18 protein-coding genes are annotated in these 18,474 nt (G+C 69.8%); 9 read left to right on the plus strand and 9 right to left on the minus strand.

The features are described from left to right. Window positions 1–35: 35 nt before the first annotated feature. Window positions 36–1,007: a WD40 repeat domain-containing protein gene (locus ABZZ04_RS03320; protein WP_356930480.1), complete on the minus strand. Its 972-nt coding sequence runs from the start codon at window positions 1,005–1,007 to the stop codon at window positions 36–38. Between ABZZ04_RS03320 and ABZZ04_RS03325 the strand changes: the two genes are divergently transcribed. Further along, window positions 1,006–1,752 (plus strand): GDSL-type esterase/lipase family protein, encoded by a 747-nt coding sequence (locus ABZZ04_RS03325; protein ID WP_356930481.1) that lies wholly within the window; start codon window positions 1,006–1,008, stop codon window positions 1,750–1,752. The genes ABZZ04_RS03320 and ABZZ04_RS03325 overlap by 2 nt on opposite strands. A gap of 77 nt (window positions 1,753–1,829) precedes the next feature. Here the strand turns inward: ABZZ04_RS03325 and ABZZ04_RS03330 are convergent, their stop codons facing one another. After that, window positions 1,830–2,447 carry a helix-turn-helix domain-containing protein gene (locus tag ABZZ04_RS03330; RefSeq protein WP_356930482.1) on the minus strand — a complete coding sequence of 206 codons (618 nt, stop codon included), beginning with the start codon at window positions 2,445–2,447 and terminating at the stop codon, window positions 1,830–1,832. Window positions 2,448–2,611: 164 nt separating this feature from the next. Continuing rightward, window positions 2,612–3,202: a TetR/AcrR family transcriptional regulator gene (locus ABZZ04_RS03335; protein ID WP_356930656.1), complete on the minus strand. Its 591-nt coding sequence runs from the start codon at window positions 3,200–3,202 to the stop codon at window positions 2,612–2,614. A gap of 261 nt (window positions 3,203–3,463) precedes the next feature. Between ABZZ04_RS03335 and ABZZ04_RS03340 the strand changes: the two genes are divergently transcribed. After that, window positions 3,464–4,228 carry a class I SAM-dependent methyltransferase gene (locus ABZZ04_RS03340; RefSeq protein WP_356930483.1) on the plus strand — a complete coding sequence of 255 codons (765 nt, stop codon included), beginning with the start codon at window positions 3,464–3,466 and terminating at the stop codon, window positions 4,226–4,228. Window positions 4,229–4,363: 135 nt separating this feature from the next. Here the strand turns inward: ABZZ04_RS03340 and ABZZ04_RS03345 are convergent, their stop codons facing one another. Beyond that, window positions 4,364–5,047 carry a TetR/AcrR family transcriptional regulator gene (locus ABZZ04_RS03345; protein WP_356930484.1) on the minus strand — a complete coding sequence of 228 codons (684 nt, stop codon included), beginning with the start codon at window positions 5,045–5,047 and terminating at the stop codon, window positions 4,364–4,366. Between the two features lie 156 nt (window positions 5,048–5,203). On the opposite strand from ABZZ04_RS03345, the gene ABZZ04_RS03350 reads away from it, so the two are divergent. After that, on the plus strand, window positions 5,204–5,860 hold the full coding sequence (locus ABZZ04_RS03350) for an isochorismatase family protein (protein ID WP_356930485.1): 657 nt from the start codon (window positions 5,204–5,206) through the stop codon (window positions 5,858–5,860). A 168-nt stretch (window positions 5,861–6,028) separates the two neighbouring features. Here ABZZ04_RS03350 and ABZZ04_RS03355 read toward each other — a convergent pair whose 3' ends face one another. Further along, window positions 6,029–6,682 carry a hypothetical protein gene (locus ABZZ04_RS03355; RefSeq protein ID WP_356930486.1) on the minus strand — a complete coding sequence of 218 codons (654 nt, stop codon included), beginning with the start codon at window positions 6,680–6,682 and terminating at the stop codon, window positions 6,029–6,031. Window positions 6,683–6,962: 280 nt separating this feature from the next. Between ABZZ04_RS03355 and ABZZ04_RS03360 the strand changes: the two genes are divergently transcribed. Further along, window positions 6,963–7,556, plus strand: a complete 594-nt coding sequence (locus tag ABZZ04_RS03360; protein ID WP_356930487.1) for a TetR/AcrR family transcriptional regulator — start codon at window positions 6,963–6,965, stop codon at window positions 7,554–7,556. On the opposite strand, the gene ABZZ04_RS03365 is transcribed toward ABZZ04_RS03360, so the two are convergent. Further along, window positions 7,543–8,193: a cysteine hydrolase family protein gene (locus ABZZ04_RS03365; RefSeq protein ID WP_356930488.1), complete on the minus strand. Its 651-nt coding sequence runs from the start codon at window positions 8,191–8,193 to the stop codon at window positions 7,543–7,545. The two genes, ABZZ04_RS03360 and ABZZ04_RS03365, sit on opposite strands and share 14 nt — an antisense overlap. A gap of 106 nt (window positions 8,194–8,299) precedes the next feature. Here ABZZ04_RS03365 and ABZZ04_RS03370 point away from each other — a divergent pair, with 106 nt between their 5' ends. Further along, on the plus strand, window positions 8,300–8,677 hold the full coding sequence (locus ABZZ04_RS03370; protein ID WP_356930489.1) for a hypothetical protein: 378 nt from the start codon (window positions 8,300–8,302) through the stop codon (window positions 8,675–8,677). An 86-nt stretch (window positions 8,678–8,763) separates the two neighbouring features. On the opposite strand, the gene ABZZ04_RS03375 is transcribed toward ABZZ04_RS03370, so the two are convergent. Further along, the gene (locus tag ABZZ04_RS03375; protein ID WP_356930490.1) at window positions 8,764–10,977 is read right to left on the minus strand and encodes a serine/threonine-protein kinase; all 2,214 of its coding nucleotides are present in this window, start codon (window positions 10,975–10,977) and stop codon (window positions 8,764–8,766) included. A 249-nt stretch (window positions 10,978–11,226) separates the two neighbouring features. Between ABZZ04_RS03375 and ABZZ04_RS03380 the strand changes: the two genes are divergently transcribed. The 3 genes from ABZZ04_RS03380 (at window position 11,227) to ABZZ04_RS03390 (ending at window position 16,167) form a co-directional block, all read left to right on the plus strand. Continuing rightward, window positions 11,227–11,793, plus strand: coding sequence for a hypothetical protein (locus tag ABZZ04_RS03380; protein ID WP_356930491.1), 567 nt, complete (start codon window positions 11,227–11,229; stop codon window positions 11,791–11,793). Window positions 11,794–12,088: 295 nt separating this feature from the next. Then, a complete protein-coding gene (locus tag ABZZ04_RS03385) occupies window positions 12,089–15,577 on the plus strand; it encodes a hypothetical protein (RefSeq protein WP_356930492.1) in 3,489 nt (1,162 codons plus the stop codon). Between the two features lie 2 nt (window positions 15,578–15,579). Beyond that, the gene (locus ABZZ04_RS03390) at window positions 15,580–16,167 is read left to right on the plus strand and encodes a hypothetical protein (protein ID WP_356930493.1); all 588 of its coding nucleotides are present in this window, start codon (window positions 15,580–15,582) and stop codon (window positions 16,165–16,167) included. A gap of 9 nt (window positions 16,168–16,176) precedes the next feature. Here the strand turns inward: ABZZ04_RS03390 and ABZZ04_RS03395 are convergent, their stop codons facing one another. Together ABZZ04_RS03395 and ABZZ04_RS03400 are read right to left on the minus strand one after the other, a co-directional pair. Further along, on the minus strand, window positions 16,177–16,647 hold the full coding sequence (locus ABZZ04_RS03395) for a DUF5959 family protein (RefSeq protein ID WP_356930494.1): 471 nt from the start codon (window positions 16,645–16,647) through the stop codon (window positions 16,177–16,179). 82 nt (window positions 16,648–16,729) lie between these two features. Next, complete coding sequence (locus ABZZ04_RS03400; RefSeq protein ID WP_356930495.1) at window positions 16,730–17,290, minus strand: hypothetical protein; 561 nt, start codon at window positions 17,288–17,290, stop codon at window positions 16,730–16,732. A gap of 124 nt (window positions 17,291–17,414) precedes the next feature. On the opposite strand from ABZZ04_RS03400, the gene pip reads away from it, so the two are divergent. After that, window positions 17,415–18,401, plus strand: a complete 987-nt coding sequence (gene pip / locus ABZZ04_RS03405) for a prolyl aminopeptidase (RefSeq protein ID WP_356930496.1) — start codon at window positions 17,415–17,417, stop codon at window positions 18,399–18,401. Window positions 18,402–18,474: the final 73 nt, after the last annotated feature.

An 18,474-nucleotide genomic window follows, 5' to 3' on the forward strand; every position in this document is an offset into this window, starting at 1 on the left:
CCCCCGGACGCTCAGCCCTTCCGCGCCCCGGACGCTCAGCCCTTCTTCCTCCGCAGCCCCAGGAACACCAGGAAGCCCACCCCCACGAGCACCAGCGTGCCGGTCAGACCGATGCTCCCCCCACTGTCCGCACCGCCGTCGGACGAGGTGCCGTCCCCGGACGCCCGCTTCCCGTCCTCACCGGCCCTGCCGATCACCTCCACCCGTTCCACGTCGCTCTGTTCCCCCTCCGAGCCGAACATCAGCGCCGACCCGTCCGCCGTGTACGTCACCGATTCGGCCTGTCGCTGGATCGGGGCCCGCACGGCGTGGTCGGCGCCGAGCCCACCGTTCTCGAAGGCGTAGGCGCGGGCGCTGAAGTAGGAGCGCAGCAGCAGTTCCTTGCCGTCCGGCGAGAACGCCCCGTCCGTCACCCACGGCACCTCCCCCACCCGCTTGAAGACGTTGGCGCCGCCGGTGGTCAGCTTCTCCGGGCCCTCGTACAGTCCGCCGCCGTCCTCGTTCTTCGACGCGATGTAGACCCGCCCCGTTCGGGGGTGGACCATCAGCGCCTCCGCGTTGCGCGGGCCGTCGGCGTACTTCACGTCGAACTGGGTGGCCCGGACCGTCGCGTCCTTCAGCTCCTTCGGCTCCGGGAAGCGGTAGATCCAGACGTGGTCCCAGCTGCCGTTCAGGTTGTCGCCGATGTCGCCGACGTACAGGTTGCCGTCGGGGCCGAGCGAGATGGCCTCCACGTCGCGCGGCTGCCCCACCCCGCGCAGGGTGATCGTCGCGACGGTCTTCCCGGTGCGGGAGTCGACGGCGTAGACGTACGGCCCGTCGTCGCTGTCGTTGTGCGTCCAGTAGACGCCGGGGTGGGCGCGGCTGGCGGCGAGGCCGCTGGACTCGGTGATCCGGGGGTCCTCGATCGTGAAGCTCCGGTCGGCCCCGTCGTCGGCCACGGCCGGGGCCGACCCGGCGAGGAGGAGCAGCGCGGCGGCCGCGGACACAGTCAGGTACGAACGCATGGCCCAAGTGTCCATCGTCACGTCGCAGGCCGGAGCGGTGATCCGCGATGATGACGCCATGCGGTTCACGTTTGTCGGCGATTCCATGACCATCGGCCGCGCCGGCGACTTCACCTGGCGCTACCGGATGTGGCAGCACCTCACCGCCACGCTCGGTGCGCCGTTCGCGATCGTCGGACCGCGCAGTGCGTTGTACGACACGTCGGCGGACGCCCCGGGCGGTCACGGGTACGGCGCGCCGGACTTCCCCGCCTCGGCCCGCGCCCATCTGGCCGGCTGGGGCGAGGGCTGGCTGCACATGGCCCCGGTGATAGCCGACACGGTGGCCGGGCACCGCACCGACGTGCTGCTCGTCTCGCTCGGCCTGATAGACCTCGGGTTCTACACGAACAGCGACCAGACCGCGCTGAACGCCAGGGCGTTCGTCGCGGCGGCCCGCACCGCGAACCCGCACGTCAAAATGGTGTTCATGCCCGTGATACCGAACATCCGGGCCGAGTCGGACGCCCCGTTCGCCGCCGAGTGCGACCGCTTCAACGAACTCCTCGCGAAGCTCGTCGCCGACCTCGACGAGCCGATGTCCCCGATCCTGCTGGCCTCCCGCCCGCCCGGGTACGACATCCACCGGGACACGTACGACGGGACGCACCCCGGCCCCACCGGCGAACACCTGCTGGCGGGCGCGTTCGCCGACGCGATGCACCAGGCGTGGGGGGTGGGCGGCCCGTACACGGCCCGCCCGTGACCCGTTCCCCGTTGCTCGTGGCCCGTTGCTCGTGACCCGTTCTCCCCGCCCCGTTCCGGGCACGTGCCCGGTGCGGCTCACCGCTGGGTGGGCCGGGCCCTCACGTGCATCCGCTCCCCCTGCTGACCGAACAGGCTGAGGAACTCCACCGGCTCCGGCCCGGCGCTGGCCCACGCGTGCGGGGTGCGCGTGTCGAACTCGGCGGCCTCACCCGCCGTGAGCACCAGATCGTGCTCCCCCAGCAGCAGCCGCAACCGCCCCGCCAGCACGTACAGCCACTCGTACCCCTCGTGCACCCGCTGCTCCAGCGGCCCCGTCGTTCCCCGCCCACCGGGCAGGACCTGCTTGTACGCGTGCAGCCCGCCGAGGTGCCGGGTGAGCGGTACGAACGTCATGCCGTCGCGGACGAAGGGGCGGAAGTGGACGCGCGGGTCGCCGGTGGCCGGGGCGCCGACGAGTTCGTCCAGTTGCACCCCGTACGCCTTGGCCAGGGGCAGGAGCAGTTCGAGCGTGGGTTTGCGGCCGCCGGACTCCAGGCGGGAGAGGGTGCTGAGGGAGATCCCGGTCGTCTCGCTGAGCTGGGCCAGGGTCGTGCCGCGGTCCCGGCGCAGAGCCCGCAGCCGGGGCCCGACGCCGGTCAGGACGGTCGTGATCTCGTCGTCCGGTCGTTCCGTGTGATCCGCGCCGTTCGCCATTCCCCCATTATTCGGTTCGCGACGCTGCGGTTCACGGCACGACAGGACATCCGGTCCGCAGCGGGGCGGATCGGGTCAGGTCGGGTCGGGTCGGGTCGTCCGGTCCGCGGCGGTCCGCGGCGGGCCGGGCCGAGTCAGGTCAGGTCAGGTCAGGTCAGGTCAGGTCAGGACGACAGGATCATGGCGAGCGAGAGCCGGGTCAGCTCGTCGGTCAGCCACTCGGCGTCGACCTGCCGGGGCCGCCGGCCGTGGTGGGCCATGAGCTCGTCCACCGAGTGGTTCAGCACCGTGACGGTGACCAAGTGGTCCCGCTCCACCGCCTCGCCCCGGCGCACGGCGCGCTCGGCCTCGGACGTGAGGAACTCGATCCACATCGCCCGCCAGGTCGCCAGGTGCTTGTCCACCTCCCGGCTCACCCCCAGCACCTCGACGAAGGCCACCCTGGCGGCGCACGGGTCCACGGTGACCGCCTTGACGTAGGCCTCGAAGAGCAGCCGGACCCGTTCCGTCGTGGTGCAGTCCTCCATGCCCTCCGCCATCAGGGCGTTCTCGGCCGCCCGGATCCCGTGGGTCGCCACCTCGTCGTACAGCGCCATCAGCAGCACCTCACGGGAGAGGAACTCCTGCTGGAAGACGTGCGTGGGCACCTTCGCCCGAACGCACAGATCCTCGACGCTCGTGTGCGCGTACCCGTACAGGGCGAACAACTCGCGCCCCGCCCGCAGGAGTCGCTCCCGCGCCTCCAGAACCTCCATGGACTGCCCGACCGCACCGTTCCGCTGGTTCGCCACGACACCCACCACGGTCCTCCTTCGTCTTCCGTACCGCTGCACCCACTCTCCTCGCTCCGCCCCACCGTTGGTGACTCCGCCACGCAATCGGACCCGCGCAGGGTGGTACCTGGGCCAAGTCCGATTACCCATCGAACCGTTGCTGGTATGGGGTTCCGGGCGGGTGGCGGGGTCCGGCGGACCTACGATCGCCGTCCGTCGGAAAGACCTGAAAGGGGGTCCCCCGTGGACCGCGACATACGCACGGTGGATGACGTACTGCGGCTGATGGACGGCCTGTTCGCACCCGGTGCCGACCGCTGGACGGCCGGTGCGGGCGCCTGGTGGGACGGTTTCTACGCGGACCGGGACCGGCCCGTGCCGTTCTTCGTGGCGAAGCCGGACGAGAACCTCGTCTCGTACACCGAACGCGGGACGGTCGTACCGGGCCGTGCCCTCGACCTGGGCTGCGGGCCGGGCCGCAACGCCCTCCACCTGGCATCGCTGGGCTTCGAGGTGGACGCCGTCGACCTGTCCGGCTCGGCCATCGCCTGGGCCGAGGAGCGCGCCCGCGAGGCCGGGGCCGGGGACGCCGTACGGTTCCATCACGGCAACGTCTTCGACCTCGCGGCGACGGAGCTGACCGGGCCGTACGACCTGGTCCACGACTCGGGCTGCTTCCACCACCTGCCGCCCCACCGCCGCGTCAGTTACCTCGCCCTCCTCGACAACTGCCTGGCCCCCGGCGGCCACTTCTCCCTCAGCTGCTTCGCGGCGGGCGAGGCCGGTGAGGCGGGCATGGGCTCCGAACTCCCCGACGCCGCCTTCTACGAGCGCGGCGGCCTGCAGGGCGGTCTCGCCTACACGGCGGATTCGCTGCGCCGGATCTTCTCCGGCCTGACCGAGGTCGAACTCCGCCGGATGCGCGACGAGCCGTCCGACTCCCCGCTCTTCGGCGAACCCTTCCTCTGGACCGCCCTGTTCCGCCGGGACACCGGTAACGACGGCTGACGCACGGGTCGTCGGGGCTCTCGGACCGCCCTGGCCGCCCGCTCTGCCGAACCGCCCGGACCGTCCGGACCGCCTGAACCGTCCGGGCCGTTCGGGACGTTCGGGACGTTCGGGACGCCCGGACTTCCGGACCGTTCAGGCTTCCGGCGTCGGTGACCGGAGCGCGCGGGCCAGGTCGTCGACGGCCGCGGGGTCCACCGGCGCCGCCCCGGTGAGGGTGCCGACCAGGGCCTGGGCCAGGACGGTCGCGGTGCCGACCCGCGCGTCCTCCCGCTCGTCGCCGGTGACCTTCCCGATCACGGCGTCCCGTACCGACTGCGAGATGTCGAGGCCCCCGAACGACCCGGGGAAGGACAGCGCCATCAGGCACACGCCCACATTGGCGGAGAGGATCGACCGGCCGGCCAGCTCGGGGGTCGTACGCAGCCTTCCGGCGTCGCGACAGCGCTCCACGGCCGCCAGGAGCAGCGCCTGCGCGTCCTCGATCGCCCGCGGTCCGGGCTCCGCGGCGGGCGTGAACATCAGCCGGTAGAGGTGCGGGTTGCGCAGCGCGAACGCGACGTGGCTGTCCCAGGCCGCCCGCAGGTCCGCCACCGGGTCGTCGGTGAGCGGGTTCCGCCTCTTGTTGGCGAGGAAGCGCTCGAAGCCGACATCGGCCACCGCCGTGAGCAGCCCCTGCTTGTCGCCGAACTGGCGGTAGATCTCGGGCATGCCGACTCCGGCCCGGTCGCAGATGGCCCGGGTCGAGATCGCCGGGGCGGCCTTGGTGGCGAGCAGTTCCGCGGTGGCTTCCAGGATGCGCTCTCGTGCCGTCGACATGGCTTCCACGATAACAGCGCTAACACCTCTGACCTGGGCTTGTCCGCAACAGAGACCAGTGATCACGGACCACCGTTATCAATGCTTACGAAATGTGTTAGCGTCGAATACACCGTGGGGCGGACCCGCCCCTCCCCGACCGGAAAGGGCCCTCCCATGACGGCGTCCACCACCCTGCGCGACGTGATCGGCCTGCCCGACGAGCTGCCCCGCCTGAGCGGGTCGACCCTGCTCATGATCGATTTCCAGAACACCTACCGTTCCGGCGTGATGCGGCTCGACGACGCCGAGCGGGCCCTCGCCGCCGGTGCCCGGCTGCTCGCCGCCGCCCGCGCCGCGGGCACCCCGGTCGTCCACGTCGTGAACGACGGCGGCGAGGGCACTCCGTACGACATCCGGGCCGAGATCGGCTCGATCAGTGACGAGGTCGCCCCGGTCGAGGGCGAGAAGGTGGTCGTCAAGCAGGTCCCCGACGCCTTCCACGGCACGGACCTCGACGAGGTCCTGCGGGACCTCGGGGCCGGGGGCGGCGACCTGGTCATCGCCGGGTTCATGACGCACATGTGCGTCCTGTTCACCGCGCAGGGCGCCTTCAACCTCGGTTACCGTCCGGCCGTCGTCGCCGAGGCCACCGCGACCCGTTCGCTGCGGGCGCCGGACGGCACCGTCCTCACGTCGGACGCGTTGCAGGCCGCGAGCCTGACCACGGTCCGCGACCTGTTCGGCACGGTCGCCCGCACCGTCGACGACCTCACCGCCCCGGTTCCGACCTCGACCTCGGCTTCGGCCTCGGCTCCGGCTTCAGTCGGCTGATCCGTACGCACCGGAAACGCGGCGCGGCCGGTGGAGCGTGTGCTCCACCGGCCGCGCGGCGTCCATCCGTGGCGTCCGTTCACAAAGCCCCGAAGGACTCGAAGAACCTGAAGGGCTCGAAGGACCCGATCGAACCCGAACCGATCGGACCCGAACCGACCCGTCCGGTCAGATCTTGCTCGTGCAGATCGCGTTGTACGGACGGCCCGGGCTCGGGAACAGCTCCATCGGGTCGGACCCGGACGGGCACTGCTCGGCCTTCTCCTTCAGGTCGACCACCTTGGTCACACCGCTGCCCGCACCGGCGCAGGCGACCTCCTTGGCCTGGTCGGTGACGCAGTCGCCCTTCACCAGCTGCCCGCCGCCCGCACCGGCGTCACCGGGGTGGTCGCCGGACAGGTTGCGGCCGCAGATGGTCTTGCTCGGGAGCCCGGACTTGGCGTCGCCGGAGCCGAAGGACACCTTCACCGAGATGATCTGGTCCGTCCCGGCCGGGCACTGAATGGAGCCGGCGAACATGGAACCGCCCTTGATCTCCAGGGCCTTGATCGTCGCCCCGGACTCGTCGCAGTCCATCGGCTGGTAGCTGTCCTTCACCTCTTTGTCGGGTCCGGCGCAGTCGCCGACCTTCCACTCCTTGGCGGCATGGGTCCCGTCCTTCTCGGACGAGTCGCTGCACGCGGTGGCCGCACCCACGAGGAGCCCGACGGCCAGCACCGCCTTCGAACAGTCCAGGAGAGCCTTGCGGGTGCTGCGCCGGGCCGGAAGACCGGTGCTGCTGCGGCTGCCGCTCCGGGATCGCGTGCTGCCGTTAACGCTCATGCTGCTCCTCAAGATCTGTGTGTGACGTGCCCCGCACGGCTTTCGGCGCGGGCCCGTATGGGTGGCGCGCGCGTGAGGACGCCGGGAGCGGGCCCCGCGGTTCCCGATCGCCCGACCTCCCCGGCCGGACCCCGCAAGCATGAACCGCATGGCCGGATTTGTAGAGTTCTTTTCTAGAAAAATCATCCAATCCCGGTACGATAGGGTGTCGTCATGGCGGAAAACCGGGCGGCGGACAACCGGGTGGCGGGCACGACGACACCGATGGGGCGGGGTCGCCGTGGCTAAGCAACAACGCGGTGAGGTCACCGTCGACCGGCTCCTGACCGCGGCGTTGGAGGTGTACGCGACGTCCGGTCGGCCGGGGTTCACCGTCACCGCGGTCACCGAGGCCAGCGGTGTCAGCCTCGGCAGCCTCTACCACCACTTCGGCAGCTTCGACGGCCTCGCCGCCGCCCTGTACACCCGCTGCATGGAGCAGCTCTTCGACGAGATGATCGCCGCGCTGCACCGCGCGCGCACCGCCCGTACCGGGGTCCGGGCCCTGATCGTCGCCTATCTGCGTTTCACCGAGGAGCGCCCGGACGCCGCGCTCTTCCTGCACGCGTCCGCCCACTCCGGCTACCTCGCGGCGCACGCCGACGAGATCCGTACCGCCAAGGCGGCCAAACTGGCGGTCGTCTCGGAGTGGATGACGCCGCGGGTCCTGGCGGGCGAGATCGCCCCCGTGCCGGTGCCCATCCTGGAGGCCCTGGTCATGGGGCCGGTCGCCGAGACCGCGCACCGCTGGCTGGCCCGTACGCACGACATGGACCTCGGGCAGGCCGCACGCATCCTGCCCGACCGGATCTGGCGCTCCCTCAGTCCCGACTGACCGCCCGGGTCCGGCCGCCCTGTCCGTCCGTCGCCTTCCCCGGCCCTCGGCCGGTACGCGGGGGCAGGGCGGTGAACACGACGTCCTCGGCACGGGCGACGACCTCCAGGTCGCTGCCCAGGGCCCATTCGGCGACCCGTGAGACCGCGGCGGCCGGAACCATGTCGCTGATCCCGGGCGCGGCCGGTATGTCGTGCGTCGCATGGGCGTCGTGCGGCATGACGACCCGGTACCCCAGCGCCAGTGCCGTACGGGCCGTGGCCTGTACGCACATCTCCGACATCACGCCGCAGACGACGAGCGACCGGACCCCGTGACCGGTCAGCAGGCTTCCCAGCGACGTCTCCTCGAAGCCGTCGTCCCAGGTCTTACGGACCACGCTCTCCACGGGGGACGGTTCGACGGGGTGGTGCAACTCCCAGCCGGGCGTGCCCGGTTCGTCGCCGGAGCCGGGTGCCCCGTCGTTCTGCACATGGACGACGAGCGCCCCGTCCCGCCGCGCCCGTGCGATCAGGTCCGCCGTACGGTCCACGAGCCGCACGGCGTCGGGCACCGCCCGGTCACCGGTCACGGCATCGGCCTGGACGTCCACGACGAGCAGGGCTTCCACGGGGGCTGCGGGCACACGATCGCTCATGGCCTCATCATGACCGCCGACGCCGGGCGCCTCCACGGATTTTGGGCGCCCGGCGGCCGGTCGGGGACGCCGACGCCACGGGTCCGCGTCGTGAGAGGGTCGCCCCATGGAGTCATGGACCTTGACGGACGGCGCCGCCCCGATGTCCGCGGACACGGTGACGGAGGCGCTCCGGGGCAGGATCGCCGCGGGAAGGCTCGACACCTGGCTGGAAAGCACGTCCGGGCGGTCCCTGGCCGTCGTGAGCAACACCGAGCGGGCGATGGTGATGCTCCTCGAACACCCCGGTGACCCGGGCGAGCACGCCACGGACCCCGGGGCCGACGCCGACGGCTGGAGCGACGGCTTCGAGCTCTCGAACGGCCAGTCCGACGAGTACCCGGACACCGACACCGTGCCCCTCGACGAGGCGTTCCGGATCGTCCGCCACATCCTCGCCACCGGCCGGCCCCCGGCCGACGCCGCGTGGGTCGTCGACCGCTGAGCAAACCCACCGACCTGCCGCCCCGTCGACCTGTCGATCCATCGCCCCGTCGATCCGTCGGCCCGTCGGCCCGTCGGCCCGTCACATCAGGACCGGCACTCCGCCATCTTCGGCTTCTTCGGCGGGTTCTTCCTGTTCAGCAGCGGGGAGAGGTGGTCGGCGTACAGCTTCTCCCAGGACCCGTCGGTCATGATCCTCTCCAGTGCCGAGCACACCTCCTTCTTCAGCCCCTTCTCGTCCGGGTTCATCGCGACCCCGTACCCCTCCGCGCCCGCGCTGCTGTCCAGCCGCTTCAGCTTGGCGGAGTCGTCCTTGACGAACCCGGCGAGGATGACGTCGTCCGTGCTCACCGCGTAGACCGGCGACCTCGGGTCCAACAGGTCCTGCACGCACCGGTCGTAGCCGTTCGGGAGCGACTCCGTCATGGCGTAACCGGCCTTGGGCAGCCACTCCTCGTACGTCGACCCCCGCGCCGTGCACACCTCCAGATCCCTCTCCTTCAGCACCCTGGAGTCGTCGATCGACACGGCCTTCGCCTTCCTGAGAACCATGAAGCTGCGGCTCGCCACGTAGTACGGACCGGCGAACGCGACGCTGTAGTCCGGCTCCTTCGCGTGCTTGCGCTTCTCCGTGATGCTGTAGGTGGCGATGACCAGGTCCACCTCGCCCATCTTCAGCTTCGTGCTCCGGTTCTCACTGCTCACGGGCACGAAGGAGACGCGATCACGGCTGTACCCCATGTCGTGCGCGATCGCGTAGGCCAGGTCGACCTCGTACCCCCGGTACGTGTCGCCCTTGATCCTCTCGCTCAGACCGGGCTGGTCCTTCTTGACGCCCACGGTCAGGGTCGGCTGCTTCTTGATGTACGGCTCCGGCGCGGCCTGCGACCCCGACCGGCCGCCCGGGTCCGTCCCGCCGTCCTTTCCCAGCAACTCCGCGCCGCCCCACACGAGACCGGCCAGCAACGCCGCGCACACCACACCCACCGCGGCCTTCTGCCGCCCCCGGCCCCATCCCCGGCCTCCACCGCCGCCCCGCCCCTCCGGCTCCCGGACGGCGCGCATGGGCGGTACGGGTGGTACGGGCGGCGGTGCCTGCGGTGTCACGGGCGCGAACGCCGCGTTCCCCTTCTTCTCCTCCGCCGCTTCTTCCCCCGCCCCTGCCTCTGCCCCTGCCCCTGCGCCTTCCGACGGTGCTTCCTCCGCCTTCACCGGAGTGGGCTCGGGAGCCGGGTCGGGGGCGGGCGCGGGCGCGGGCGCGGGAGTGGGGGCAGGGGTGGACGCCTGGGACACAGAGGTCCTGCGGAGAACGTTCCGCAGCATCTCCTCCGCGGTCTCCGCGCTCAGCCGCTGCTGCGGGTCCTTGTGCATCAGCCGTCCCACGACATCGGCCAGCGCCCTGCCGTGCTCCATCGGCAGCGGGTCCGACTGACAGACCGCGACCAGGACCTCGTACTCGTTGGGCCGGTCGAACGGGTGCCTGCCCTCGACCATCTCGTACAGCGTGACGCCCAGCGACCACAGGTCGGACGCCGGCGTCGCGGCACTCTGCTGCGACGTCTGGCCGAGGAGTTCGGGCGCCAGGTACTTGAACGTTCCGATGAGTTCACCGGCCCTGGTGAGCGGCACGGCACCGTCGAAGGTCGCGATCCCGAAGTCCGCCAGGATCGCGAAGTCGTCCCTGGCGAAGAGGATGTTGGACGGTTTCACGTCGCGGTGGACCACCCGCGCCTCGTGAACGGCCCGCAGCCCGCCCAGCACCTGGAGGCCGATCGCGGCCGTCCGCCGCACCGGGAGCCGCTGTTCCGCACGCATCAGGTCCGCGAGCGAACGCGCGTCGAGCAGGTCCATCACGATCCAGACCTGGTTGCCGGACTCGACCCTGTCGTGCACGGCCACCACGTTCTGGTGCCTGATCTTGGCGATGGCCGCGGCCTCGCGCCGCGCCCGGTGCATCATCTGCTCCTGCGTGGCCGCCCCCACGGCGTCCCGGCCGAGCAGGCCCTTCACCGCGACGTGCCGGTCGAGACGGGTGTCCAGGGCTTCCCAGACCTCGCCCATGCCACCGCGCCCGAGGCTGTGCAGGAGTTCGTAACGGCCGTCGATCACATGGTGCGGTGCGGGGGTCGCCGTCGCACGGCCCGATGCCCCGGGGGCCGGCTGCGTGTCCGGCCACGGCTGTGCGTGCTCGGTCGAGTCGCTCCGGAGGCAGTCGTCCGTCCAGCCGTCATCGGACCTGCGAGGGGATTCATCGCCCTGCCCGCTGCCCGAATCGCGGCCGTCCGTACCCTCGCTGTGCATGCGACCCCCTGTGGACTACATGGAGGCAACAGATTAGACGCTCGGCCATATCCGGGCCGATCAACAGGACTTGTGATTCGGTCACGTCACGGGGCCTCTCGCACCGGCTCACGCCCGGCGCGTCGACCGGCGTTCCGCCGACCACCCGACCACCCGACTGTCCGGCTACTCGACTGCCCGCCGCGCCGGTTCACCAATTCACCGCGTGCACCGGTTCACCGTGTCCGCAGACCCCGTTAATCTCCCCGAGTGACCGATGAAGCCGCCGTGTGGCGCCGACTCTCCGCGCTCCTGCCGGCCGAGGATGCCCAGGACGTCATGGACTGCTGGAACATCGGCGAGCAGGAGGGAGGCCTCCAACTGCTCGTATCCGCCCTCCAGAAGCATCAGGTGGCCATCGACGAGACCACCCGGGTAGAAATCGCCGTGGTCTGCGAGACCTGGGGAATGTGGCCCGTGCCCCTCGAATCGCTCCCCCGTCCGGACTCCGGCGACGGAAGCCACTCGACCCTGCGGTTGGTGGAGGACGACGCCACGGCGCCCCTGCCCGGAACAACGGTCGGGCTTCACGACCGGCTCCTGGTGGTCCCATGGATCGGCTGCACGGCATGCGGCCGAACGCTGGCCCGCGCGCACACCCGGGAGCCCTGGGGCGACCTGTCCTACGTCCCGGAGCACTACGTCGTCCTGGGCGCCGATCCGGGTGCCACCGCCCCGCACGTCTTCGCCCCGGAAGGCATCCGGGACGCGCTGGCAGCGCTCCGCACCTCGTGCGAACGGCCGGAACACGGACAGGTGCGAGAACCGACTCCCTGACCTGCTGGTTCAACGCTCCTGCCGAACCGTTGCCCTGAAGGGCACACCACTCTGCCCCATCACTTGTCCCACTGCCCTGCGCGGGTACTGCGCCCCGCACGCACTCTGAGGCGGCAGAAGCGGGCTGCGTGTCGGTGGGCCGGGAGGGTGGATGAGGGCGGTTCCGGAGAAGGACCCCGCCCCTGCCCGTACCGGTGACGCCGCCCCCGCGCGTACGGATGTCTCGCGTACGCAGGCCCCCGCGCCGGACCGTCCGCCCGGTGACCGTCCCGCTCCCGCCTCCGATGCCCGTCACTTGCAGCGTCTGCAACGCGCGGCGGGCAACCGGGCCGTCTCCCGCCTGGTCGCCCAGCGCCACACCGCCCCCATCAAGCCCTCCCCCGCCCAGGCCCCCGGCTTCCGCCGGGTGAAGGCGGACATGGCCGCGAAGAAGACGAAGCTGGCCGCACACGCCCCGGCCGCCACCGAGTCGAAGTCCGCGCAGGACGCAGCCGTCGCCCCGCCCGACGACAAGGAGGCGCAGGGCAAGGCCGCGAACGCGGAGAAGATGAACGCGGCGAAGCCCGGGGAGTTCGACAAGCGGGCGTTCATCGACGCGGTGAACAAGGCCATCGATGCCCAGGCACCGAAGAACCTCGACCAGGCGGACAAGTTCTCCAAGTCGGGCAAGGCCGACAAGATCAAGGACGAGGTCGACGGGAAGGTCAAGGACGGCAAGGACTCCTCGGCCAAGGACATCGACACCGCCACCAAGGCCCCGCCCGACACGGCGGCGGCCAAGGACAAACCCGTCACCCCGATGTCCCCCGACCAGCCCCCCGCCAACCCCGGCGCCCCCTCCCCCGCCGACGCGACCCCGGACAAACAGCCCGCCGCCGTCACCGACTTCTCCGAGGGCCCGGCCGCCAACAACCAGGCGATGGCCGACGCGGAGGTCACCGAGGACCAGCTCGCCAGGGGCAACGAACCCGAATTCGACCAGGCCCTGACGGCGAAGAAGACCGCCGAGACCGACTCCGCGAAGGCCCCCGCCAAGGGAAAGGCGGCCGAGAACCAGCAACTGAATGCAGCCAAGGCCAACGCCGCCGCGTCCGGCACCCAGGCCCTGAATGCGTTGACCGCGACCCGTGCCACGGCCGGGAAACAGGTCGACGGCGGCAAGGGCGAAACGAAGTCCAAGGACGAGAAGAAGCGCGCCGAGGTCACCGCCAAGCTCCAGAAGGTCTACGACACCACGAAGAAGGACGTCGAGACCACCCTGTCCGGCCTCGACACCAAGGTCGATTCGGCGTTCACGCAGGGCGAGAAGGCGGCCCGGGACGCGTTCACCGCGGACCACAAGCGCCGGATGAAGAAGTACAAGGACAAGCGGTACTCGGGCATGTTCGGCGGTGCGAAGTGGGCCAAGGACAAGCTCCTGGGCATGCCCGAGGAGGCCAACACCCTCTTCCAGGAAGCCCGCAAGCTCTACGTCGCGAAGATGCAGACCGTCATCTCGTCGGTCGCCGACCTCATCGGCACCGAACTCGGCCGCGCGAAGGCCCGCATAGCCAAGGGCCGCACCGAGCTGAAGGCCGAGGTCGACAGACTCCCCGCCGACCTGCGCGAGTTCGGCCAGGAAGCCGCCACCGACTTCGCAGGCAAGTTCGACGACCTCGAAGCCACCGTCGACGAGAAGTCCGAACAGCTCGTCCAGGACCTCGCCCAGAAATACACCGCCGCGCTGAACAAGGTCGACGAGGAGATCAAGAAACTCCAGGAAGCCAACAAGGGCCTCGTCGACAAGGCCAAGGACGCCATCGTCGGCGTCCTCAAGACCATCAACGAACTCAAGAACCTCCTCCTGGGCATCCTCGCCAAGGCCGCCTCCGCCATCATGAAGATCATCAAGGACCCCATCGGGTTCCTCGGCAACCTCGTGCGCGCGGTCGGCGCCGGACTCAACCTCTTCATCACCAACATCACCACCCACCTCAAAACCGGCGTCGTCTCCTGGCTCCTGGGCACCGCCGTCAAAGCAGGACTCGAACTCCCCCAGAAGTTCGACCTCAAGGGCATCATCCAGCTCATCGCCTCCCTCCTCGGCCTGACCTGGGACAACATCCGCGCCCGCATCACCCGCAAGGGCGTCCCCGACCAGGCCATGAACACCGTCGAGTCCTCCGTCCCCGTCGCCAAAACCCTCGCCACCGAAGGCCCCGCCGGAGCCGTCAAGGAAATCCAGGCCGAGACCGGCGACCTCAAGGCCACCATCCTCGAAAAACTCACCAGCTACCTCATCCCCACCGTCATCATCGCCGGCATCACCTGGATCATCTCCCTCCTCAACCCCGCCTCCGCCTTCGTCCGCGCCGTCAAAGGCATCATCGACATCGTCACCTTCATCGTGAACCAGGGCGCCCAGATCATCGACTTCGTCAACGCCGTCCTGGACGCCGTCATCGCCATCGCCAACGGCGGCTCCGCAGGCGTCCCCAAAATGGTCGAAACAGCCCTCGCCACCAGCATCCCGTTATTGATCGGCTTCCTCGCCTCCCTCCTCGGCATCGGCAACCTCGCCAACAAAGTCAAATCCGTCTTCCACGCCGTCGCCAAACCCGTCAACCGCGCCATCGACAAAATCGTCGACCTCATCGCCAGAAAGGGCAAAATCCTCTGGAACAAACTCAAGGGCAAGAACAAGAACGGCAAGGACGGAAAAGGCGGAATGGGAAACGACAAGAAGCCCGGTTCGGACAAGGGCAACGAAAGCAAGGACCTCGGGCCGGTCGGCAAGAACCTCTCATGGACCGTGCACACCGAATCACACCGCCTGTGGATCAACCTCGCCGGTCGAAAATACGTGCCGATGATCGCCAGCAAGCCGCATCCGGTCGGGGCTGCGATCAGCAGTTACCGGGTACAGGTGAACGAGCTCGATGCCGCAGAAGCCGCGACCATCACCCCGAAGATCGACAAAGCAGCGGGCGACCTGAATTCTCTGCAATCCGCTCTCACCGAGTACGAGACCAAGTCGAAGTCCGGAGCGGCACGCGCAGCGCTCGACCGACTGCAGGACAGCATCGCGACTGCCCAGGAAGAGCTGCGCGGATCGGTTGCAGAAGTCCAGAAGCTCCTCGGACACGACTCGGACGAACGGCTCAAGAAGGCCAAGGACAACTTCAAGTCGAGCCCGTTCACCACCCGCGCCCTGGGGGAGGTCCTGGCCGTATCAAAACGCACGGCGGAAAGATCGGTGAATGCCTGGATCGAGAAGGGGGCCGTCTTCCGTGTGCAGTCCCACGAGGTCGACCCGCTGGGCAAGAACACCTTCGATCCGGCAGTCGCCGCGTGGCGTGAGACCAGTCCGAACAACCGGCACAAGTACGGGTATGTCAACCCGAGCAAGACCTCTGCCGCAGGGCTGGAGGTTCTGACCAAAGGCCTTCTCGGAAAGCTCGGCCCGAACAACTCGCACATAAAAGCGACACCGAGCGAGGAGAAGGACCCCTCATACCACCAGCAACACGCCCGCTACGAGAGCGCCGTAAACCCTTCGAAGTACCCGGACTTCCCGTTTCCTGAAGCCATACTCGGGCATGCCCCACCAGGAGCTTCCGGCCACTGGAACCGGATAGGCCACACGAAGACCCGGGAGGAGAACCGCGCCTGGAACCAAATGCCTTCCAGCTATCACGGCCCCGAACACGAGGACGAATCTGCGGCAAGCGGATCTTCGGCGGAGCGGTACGAACTTCCGACGAAGGAACGCGGCAGTCACGAATCATGGTGGGAGAGCGGTTGAAAATGGATAATGAATTCGTTTCTTCGGTCCTCGCCGCATACACGGAGCTGTACGATCCCCCGACCCGCACGCTGCGCTTCTCCCGCACGGGGCCACCATCCGGCGAATCCGCCGTCGTGGTCTATCTTCCGGACGAAATCGAGCAGTTGGAGCCGGAGGACAATCTGACGCTTCTGGGAACTGCCGGATTCGGCTCGGAAGTACTCTGCGCCGACTTTCCCTGTGAACTGAGCATGGAGGTCAGGGGGAAACTCGATGAAGCCACCTTCGGCGCCCTGGCCAAAGCATTGGTCGAACTGGCTTCGGTGCCACTGGAAAGCGGCCGCCCCTTCCACGACGGACAGATCCTGGCGAACTTCTCGTTCCCCCTGTTTCCCCGGTTCCCAAACGCCATGCTCATCGACTGGGATTCGGTCTACGGCTTCCGTTTTCCCCCACCCGCCACCGAGATCGGGGTACTGCGCGTGGTGCCGTTGTTCGCGACGGAGGCGGACTTCGTGGAACGCTCCCCCGACCGGCACAGCGGCTACCGCGCCCTCATCAATCGCGGGATGGCCCCTGTCGATCCCGACCGGGAACCGGTCGTATGACGTTGTGCCTCAGCGCTTGCGGTCGGGGCTCCACTCGTAGGTCATCGGGGACGTCTCGACGACTTCGACGGGCCAGGTCCGTCTGACCCGGTCCGCGCTCTCCCGGAGTCGTGCGAGCCAGTCCCCTTCCGGGCGGATGCCCAGGAGCGTGGTGAGGCGGTCCGGGTCCACGATCGAGACCGACAACAGGCCGCCCTCGTGGGCACGGAGGACGAGGCGCAGGCCGCGGTCCCCGCCGAGGCCGATCTGCCGCCCCGGGACGAGGCCGGGCAGGCCCTCCCGCCAGGCGTCGAGGTCCTGCGGGAAGAGGTACACGTCCAGCCGGGCGTCCAGGAAGCTCGCGGACACGAGCACGTCGGCGTGCAGAACGTCGTGGCCGGTCAGCACCCCGGGGCGGGAGCGCCCGGTGACGCGCACGACACAACTGTTGCCCTCGCCGTCCTCCAGGTGGACCAGATCCACCGGGGCGGACTCCGTCATCACCGGGTTCGCTCTCCTTCGGTCGATGGGGTGGGGCCGTCCTTCTCCTGCCCCGCCTGCTGTGCGAGGGGCGACGGCGCGGCTACGCGAACCGCTCCCCGCACCGGCTGCAGAACACCGGTTCCGGGTCGTGCGAGAGGCGGCCGCACTCGGGGCAGACGCGGTCCAGCATGCAGGGCGCCTCGCCGCCGTCCCCCTCGTACGGCGTCGGCGTCGGCGACGCGACCGGGGGCACGGCCGGCCGCTCGACCCCGGACGAGGCCCCGGACGAGGCCGGGGGCGCGGTCGGGGGCTTGATGGTCAGGCCGGGGCGGCGGCGGTGGACGGTCAGGTAGGCGAGACCTTCCGGGCCGGCGGCGAGGGCGCGGCGGGAGGTGCGGGGCAGCCAGACGGCCGTGGTCGGGGCCAGGTCCAGTACGCCGTCCGGCGCGGTGATCCGGCCGCTGCCCTCGACGACGACGAGGAGCACGTCCAGGACGTCCTCCTGGTGCTCGCCCACCTCGGCTCCCGGCGGGAGGCGCACCAGGTTGGCGTCCAGCTCCCGTCCCTGCTCGGCCAGTTGCCACAACGCGCCACGCTCTTCGTGGGTCGCGGCACGGAGCAGATCGTCGAGTACGGCCAGAACGCGCGGTGCGGAAGTCACGCCCCTCAGATTACGCCCCGGCAGTAGGCTGGCCCCTTTGCCCGCGGGAGCCGTCCACGGGCCGGAACAACGAAGAACCGACAGGTCGAAGAGCCGAAGAATCGAAGAGCCGAGGGAGTTCGCCGTGGACCGCAGACCCGACGAGAAGTACCCGCCGATCGAACCGTACGAGCACGGCATGCTCGACGTGGGCGAGGGCAACCTCGTGTACTGGGAGGTGTGCGGCAACCCGGAGGGCAAGCCCGCGGTCGTCGTGCACGGCGGTCCGGGGTCGGGGTGCGGCGAGCGGTCCCGGCAGTACTTCGACCCGGACCTGTACCGCGTCGTCCTCTTCGACCAGCGGGGTTGCGGGCGTTCCACCCCGCACGCGAGCGACCCGGCCACCGACATGCGGTTCAACACGACCGACCGGCTGATCGCCGACATGGAGCGGCTGCGGGTCCGGCTCGGGATCGAGAAGTGGCTGCTGTACGGCGGTTCCTGGGGCTCGACGCTGATCCTCGCGTACGCCGAACAGCACCCGGAGCGGGTCTCGGAGATCGTGATCCCGGCCGTCACCACCACCCGCCGCTCCGAGATCGACTGGCTGTACCGGGGCGCGGGGCAGATCTTCCCCGAGGCGTGGGACCTGTTCCGGGCCGGGGTTCCGGAGGTCGAGGGGAACGCGACGCCGGACGTGCTGGCCGCGTACGCCCGGCGGATGGAGAGCTCCGACGCCGATGTGCGGGAGCGGGCGACGGCCGGCTGGTGCGCGTGGGAGGACGCGGTGCTCTCCCAGGAGGCGTACAGCGGACCGCCCCCGTACAGCGGGCGGCCCGGCCGGGCGCGGCAGGCGCTGGTGCGGATCTGCTCGCACTACTTCTCGCAGGGCGCCTGGCTGGAGGAGGGGCAGTTGATCCGGGACGCGGGGCGGCTGGCGGGGATTCCGGGCGTGCTGGTGCACGGCCGGTTCGACCTGGGCGGGCCGCTCACCACCGCGTGGGAGCTGGCGAAGGCGTGGCCGGACGCCGAGCTGACCGTGATCGACGGCGCCGGGCATCTGGGCGGCGCGGCGACGAGCAGGGCGGTGCTGGCGGCCCTGGACCGGTTCGCGCTCCGGGACGCTTCGTGACGTCATGTGATGGGAAAATGAAGGGAGTTGAGGGCAAGGGCGGGTAGGGCCCGGGGTGTACGGCGTACTTCCG

The organism is Streptomyces sp. NPDC006435 (genome assembly GCF_040612315.1).
Lineage (GTDB): Bacteria > Actinomycetota > Actinomycetes > Streptomycetales > Streptomycetaceae > Streptomyces.

Bases quoted from the DNA above. Each gene is read 5' to 3' on its own strand.
- ABZZ04_RS03325 (WP_356930481.1), top strand. From the start codon at position 1,006: ATGGCCCAAGTGTCCATCGTCACGTCGCAGGCCGGAGCGGTGATCCGC.
- ABZZ04_RS03320 (WP_356930480.1), bottom strand. From the start codon at position 1,007: ATGCGTTCGTACCTGACTGTGTCCGCGGCCGCCGCGCTGCTCCTCCTC.
- ABZZ04_RS03330 (WP_356930482.1), bottom strand. From the start codon at position 2,447: ATGGCGAACGGCGCGGATCACACGGAACGACCGGACGACGAGATCACG.
- ABZZ04_RS03335 (WP_356930656.1), bottom strand. From the start codon at position 3,202: ATGGAGGTTCTGGAGGCGCGGGAGCGACTCCTGCGGGCGGGGCGCGAG.
- ABZZ04_RS03345 (WP_356930484.1), bottom strand. From the start codon at position 5,047: ATGTCGACGGCACGAGAGCGCATCCTGGAAGCCACCGCGGAACTGCTC.
- ABZZ04_RS03350 (WP_356930485.1), top strand. From the start codon at position 5,204: ATGACGGCGTCCACCACCCTGCGCGACGTGATCGGCCTGCCCGACGAG.
- ABZZ04_RS03355 (WP_356930486.1), bottom strand. From the start codon at position 6,682: ATGAGCGTTAACGGCAGCACGCGATCCCGGAGCGGCAGCCGCAGCAGC.
- ABZZ04_RS03365 (WP_356930488.1), bottom strand. From the start codon at position 8,193: ATGAGCGATCGTGTGCCCGCAGCCCCCGTGGAAGCCCTGCTCGTCGTG.
- ABZZ04_RS03370 (WP_356930489.1), top strand. From the start codon at position 8,300: ATGGAGTCATGGACCTTGACGGACGGCGCCGCCCCGATGTCCGCGGAC.
- ABZZ04_RS03375 (WP_356930490.1), bottom strand. From the start codon at position 10,977: ATGCACAGCGAGGGTACGGACGGCCGCGATTCGGGCAGCGGGCAGGGC.
- ABZZ04_RS03390 (WP_356930493.1), top strand. From the start codon at position 15,580: ATGGATAATGAATTCGTTTCTTCGGTCCTCGCCGCATACACGGAGCTG.
- ABZZ04_RS03395 (WP_356930494.1), bottom strand. From the start codon at position 16,647: ATGACGGAGTCCGCCCCGGTGGATCTGGTCCACCTGGAGGACGGCGAG.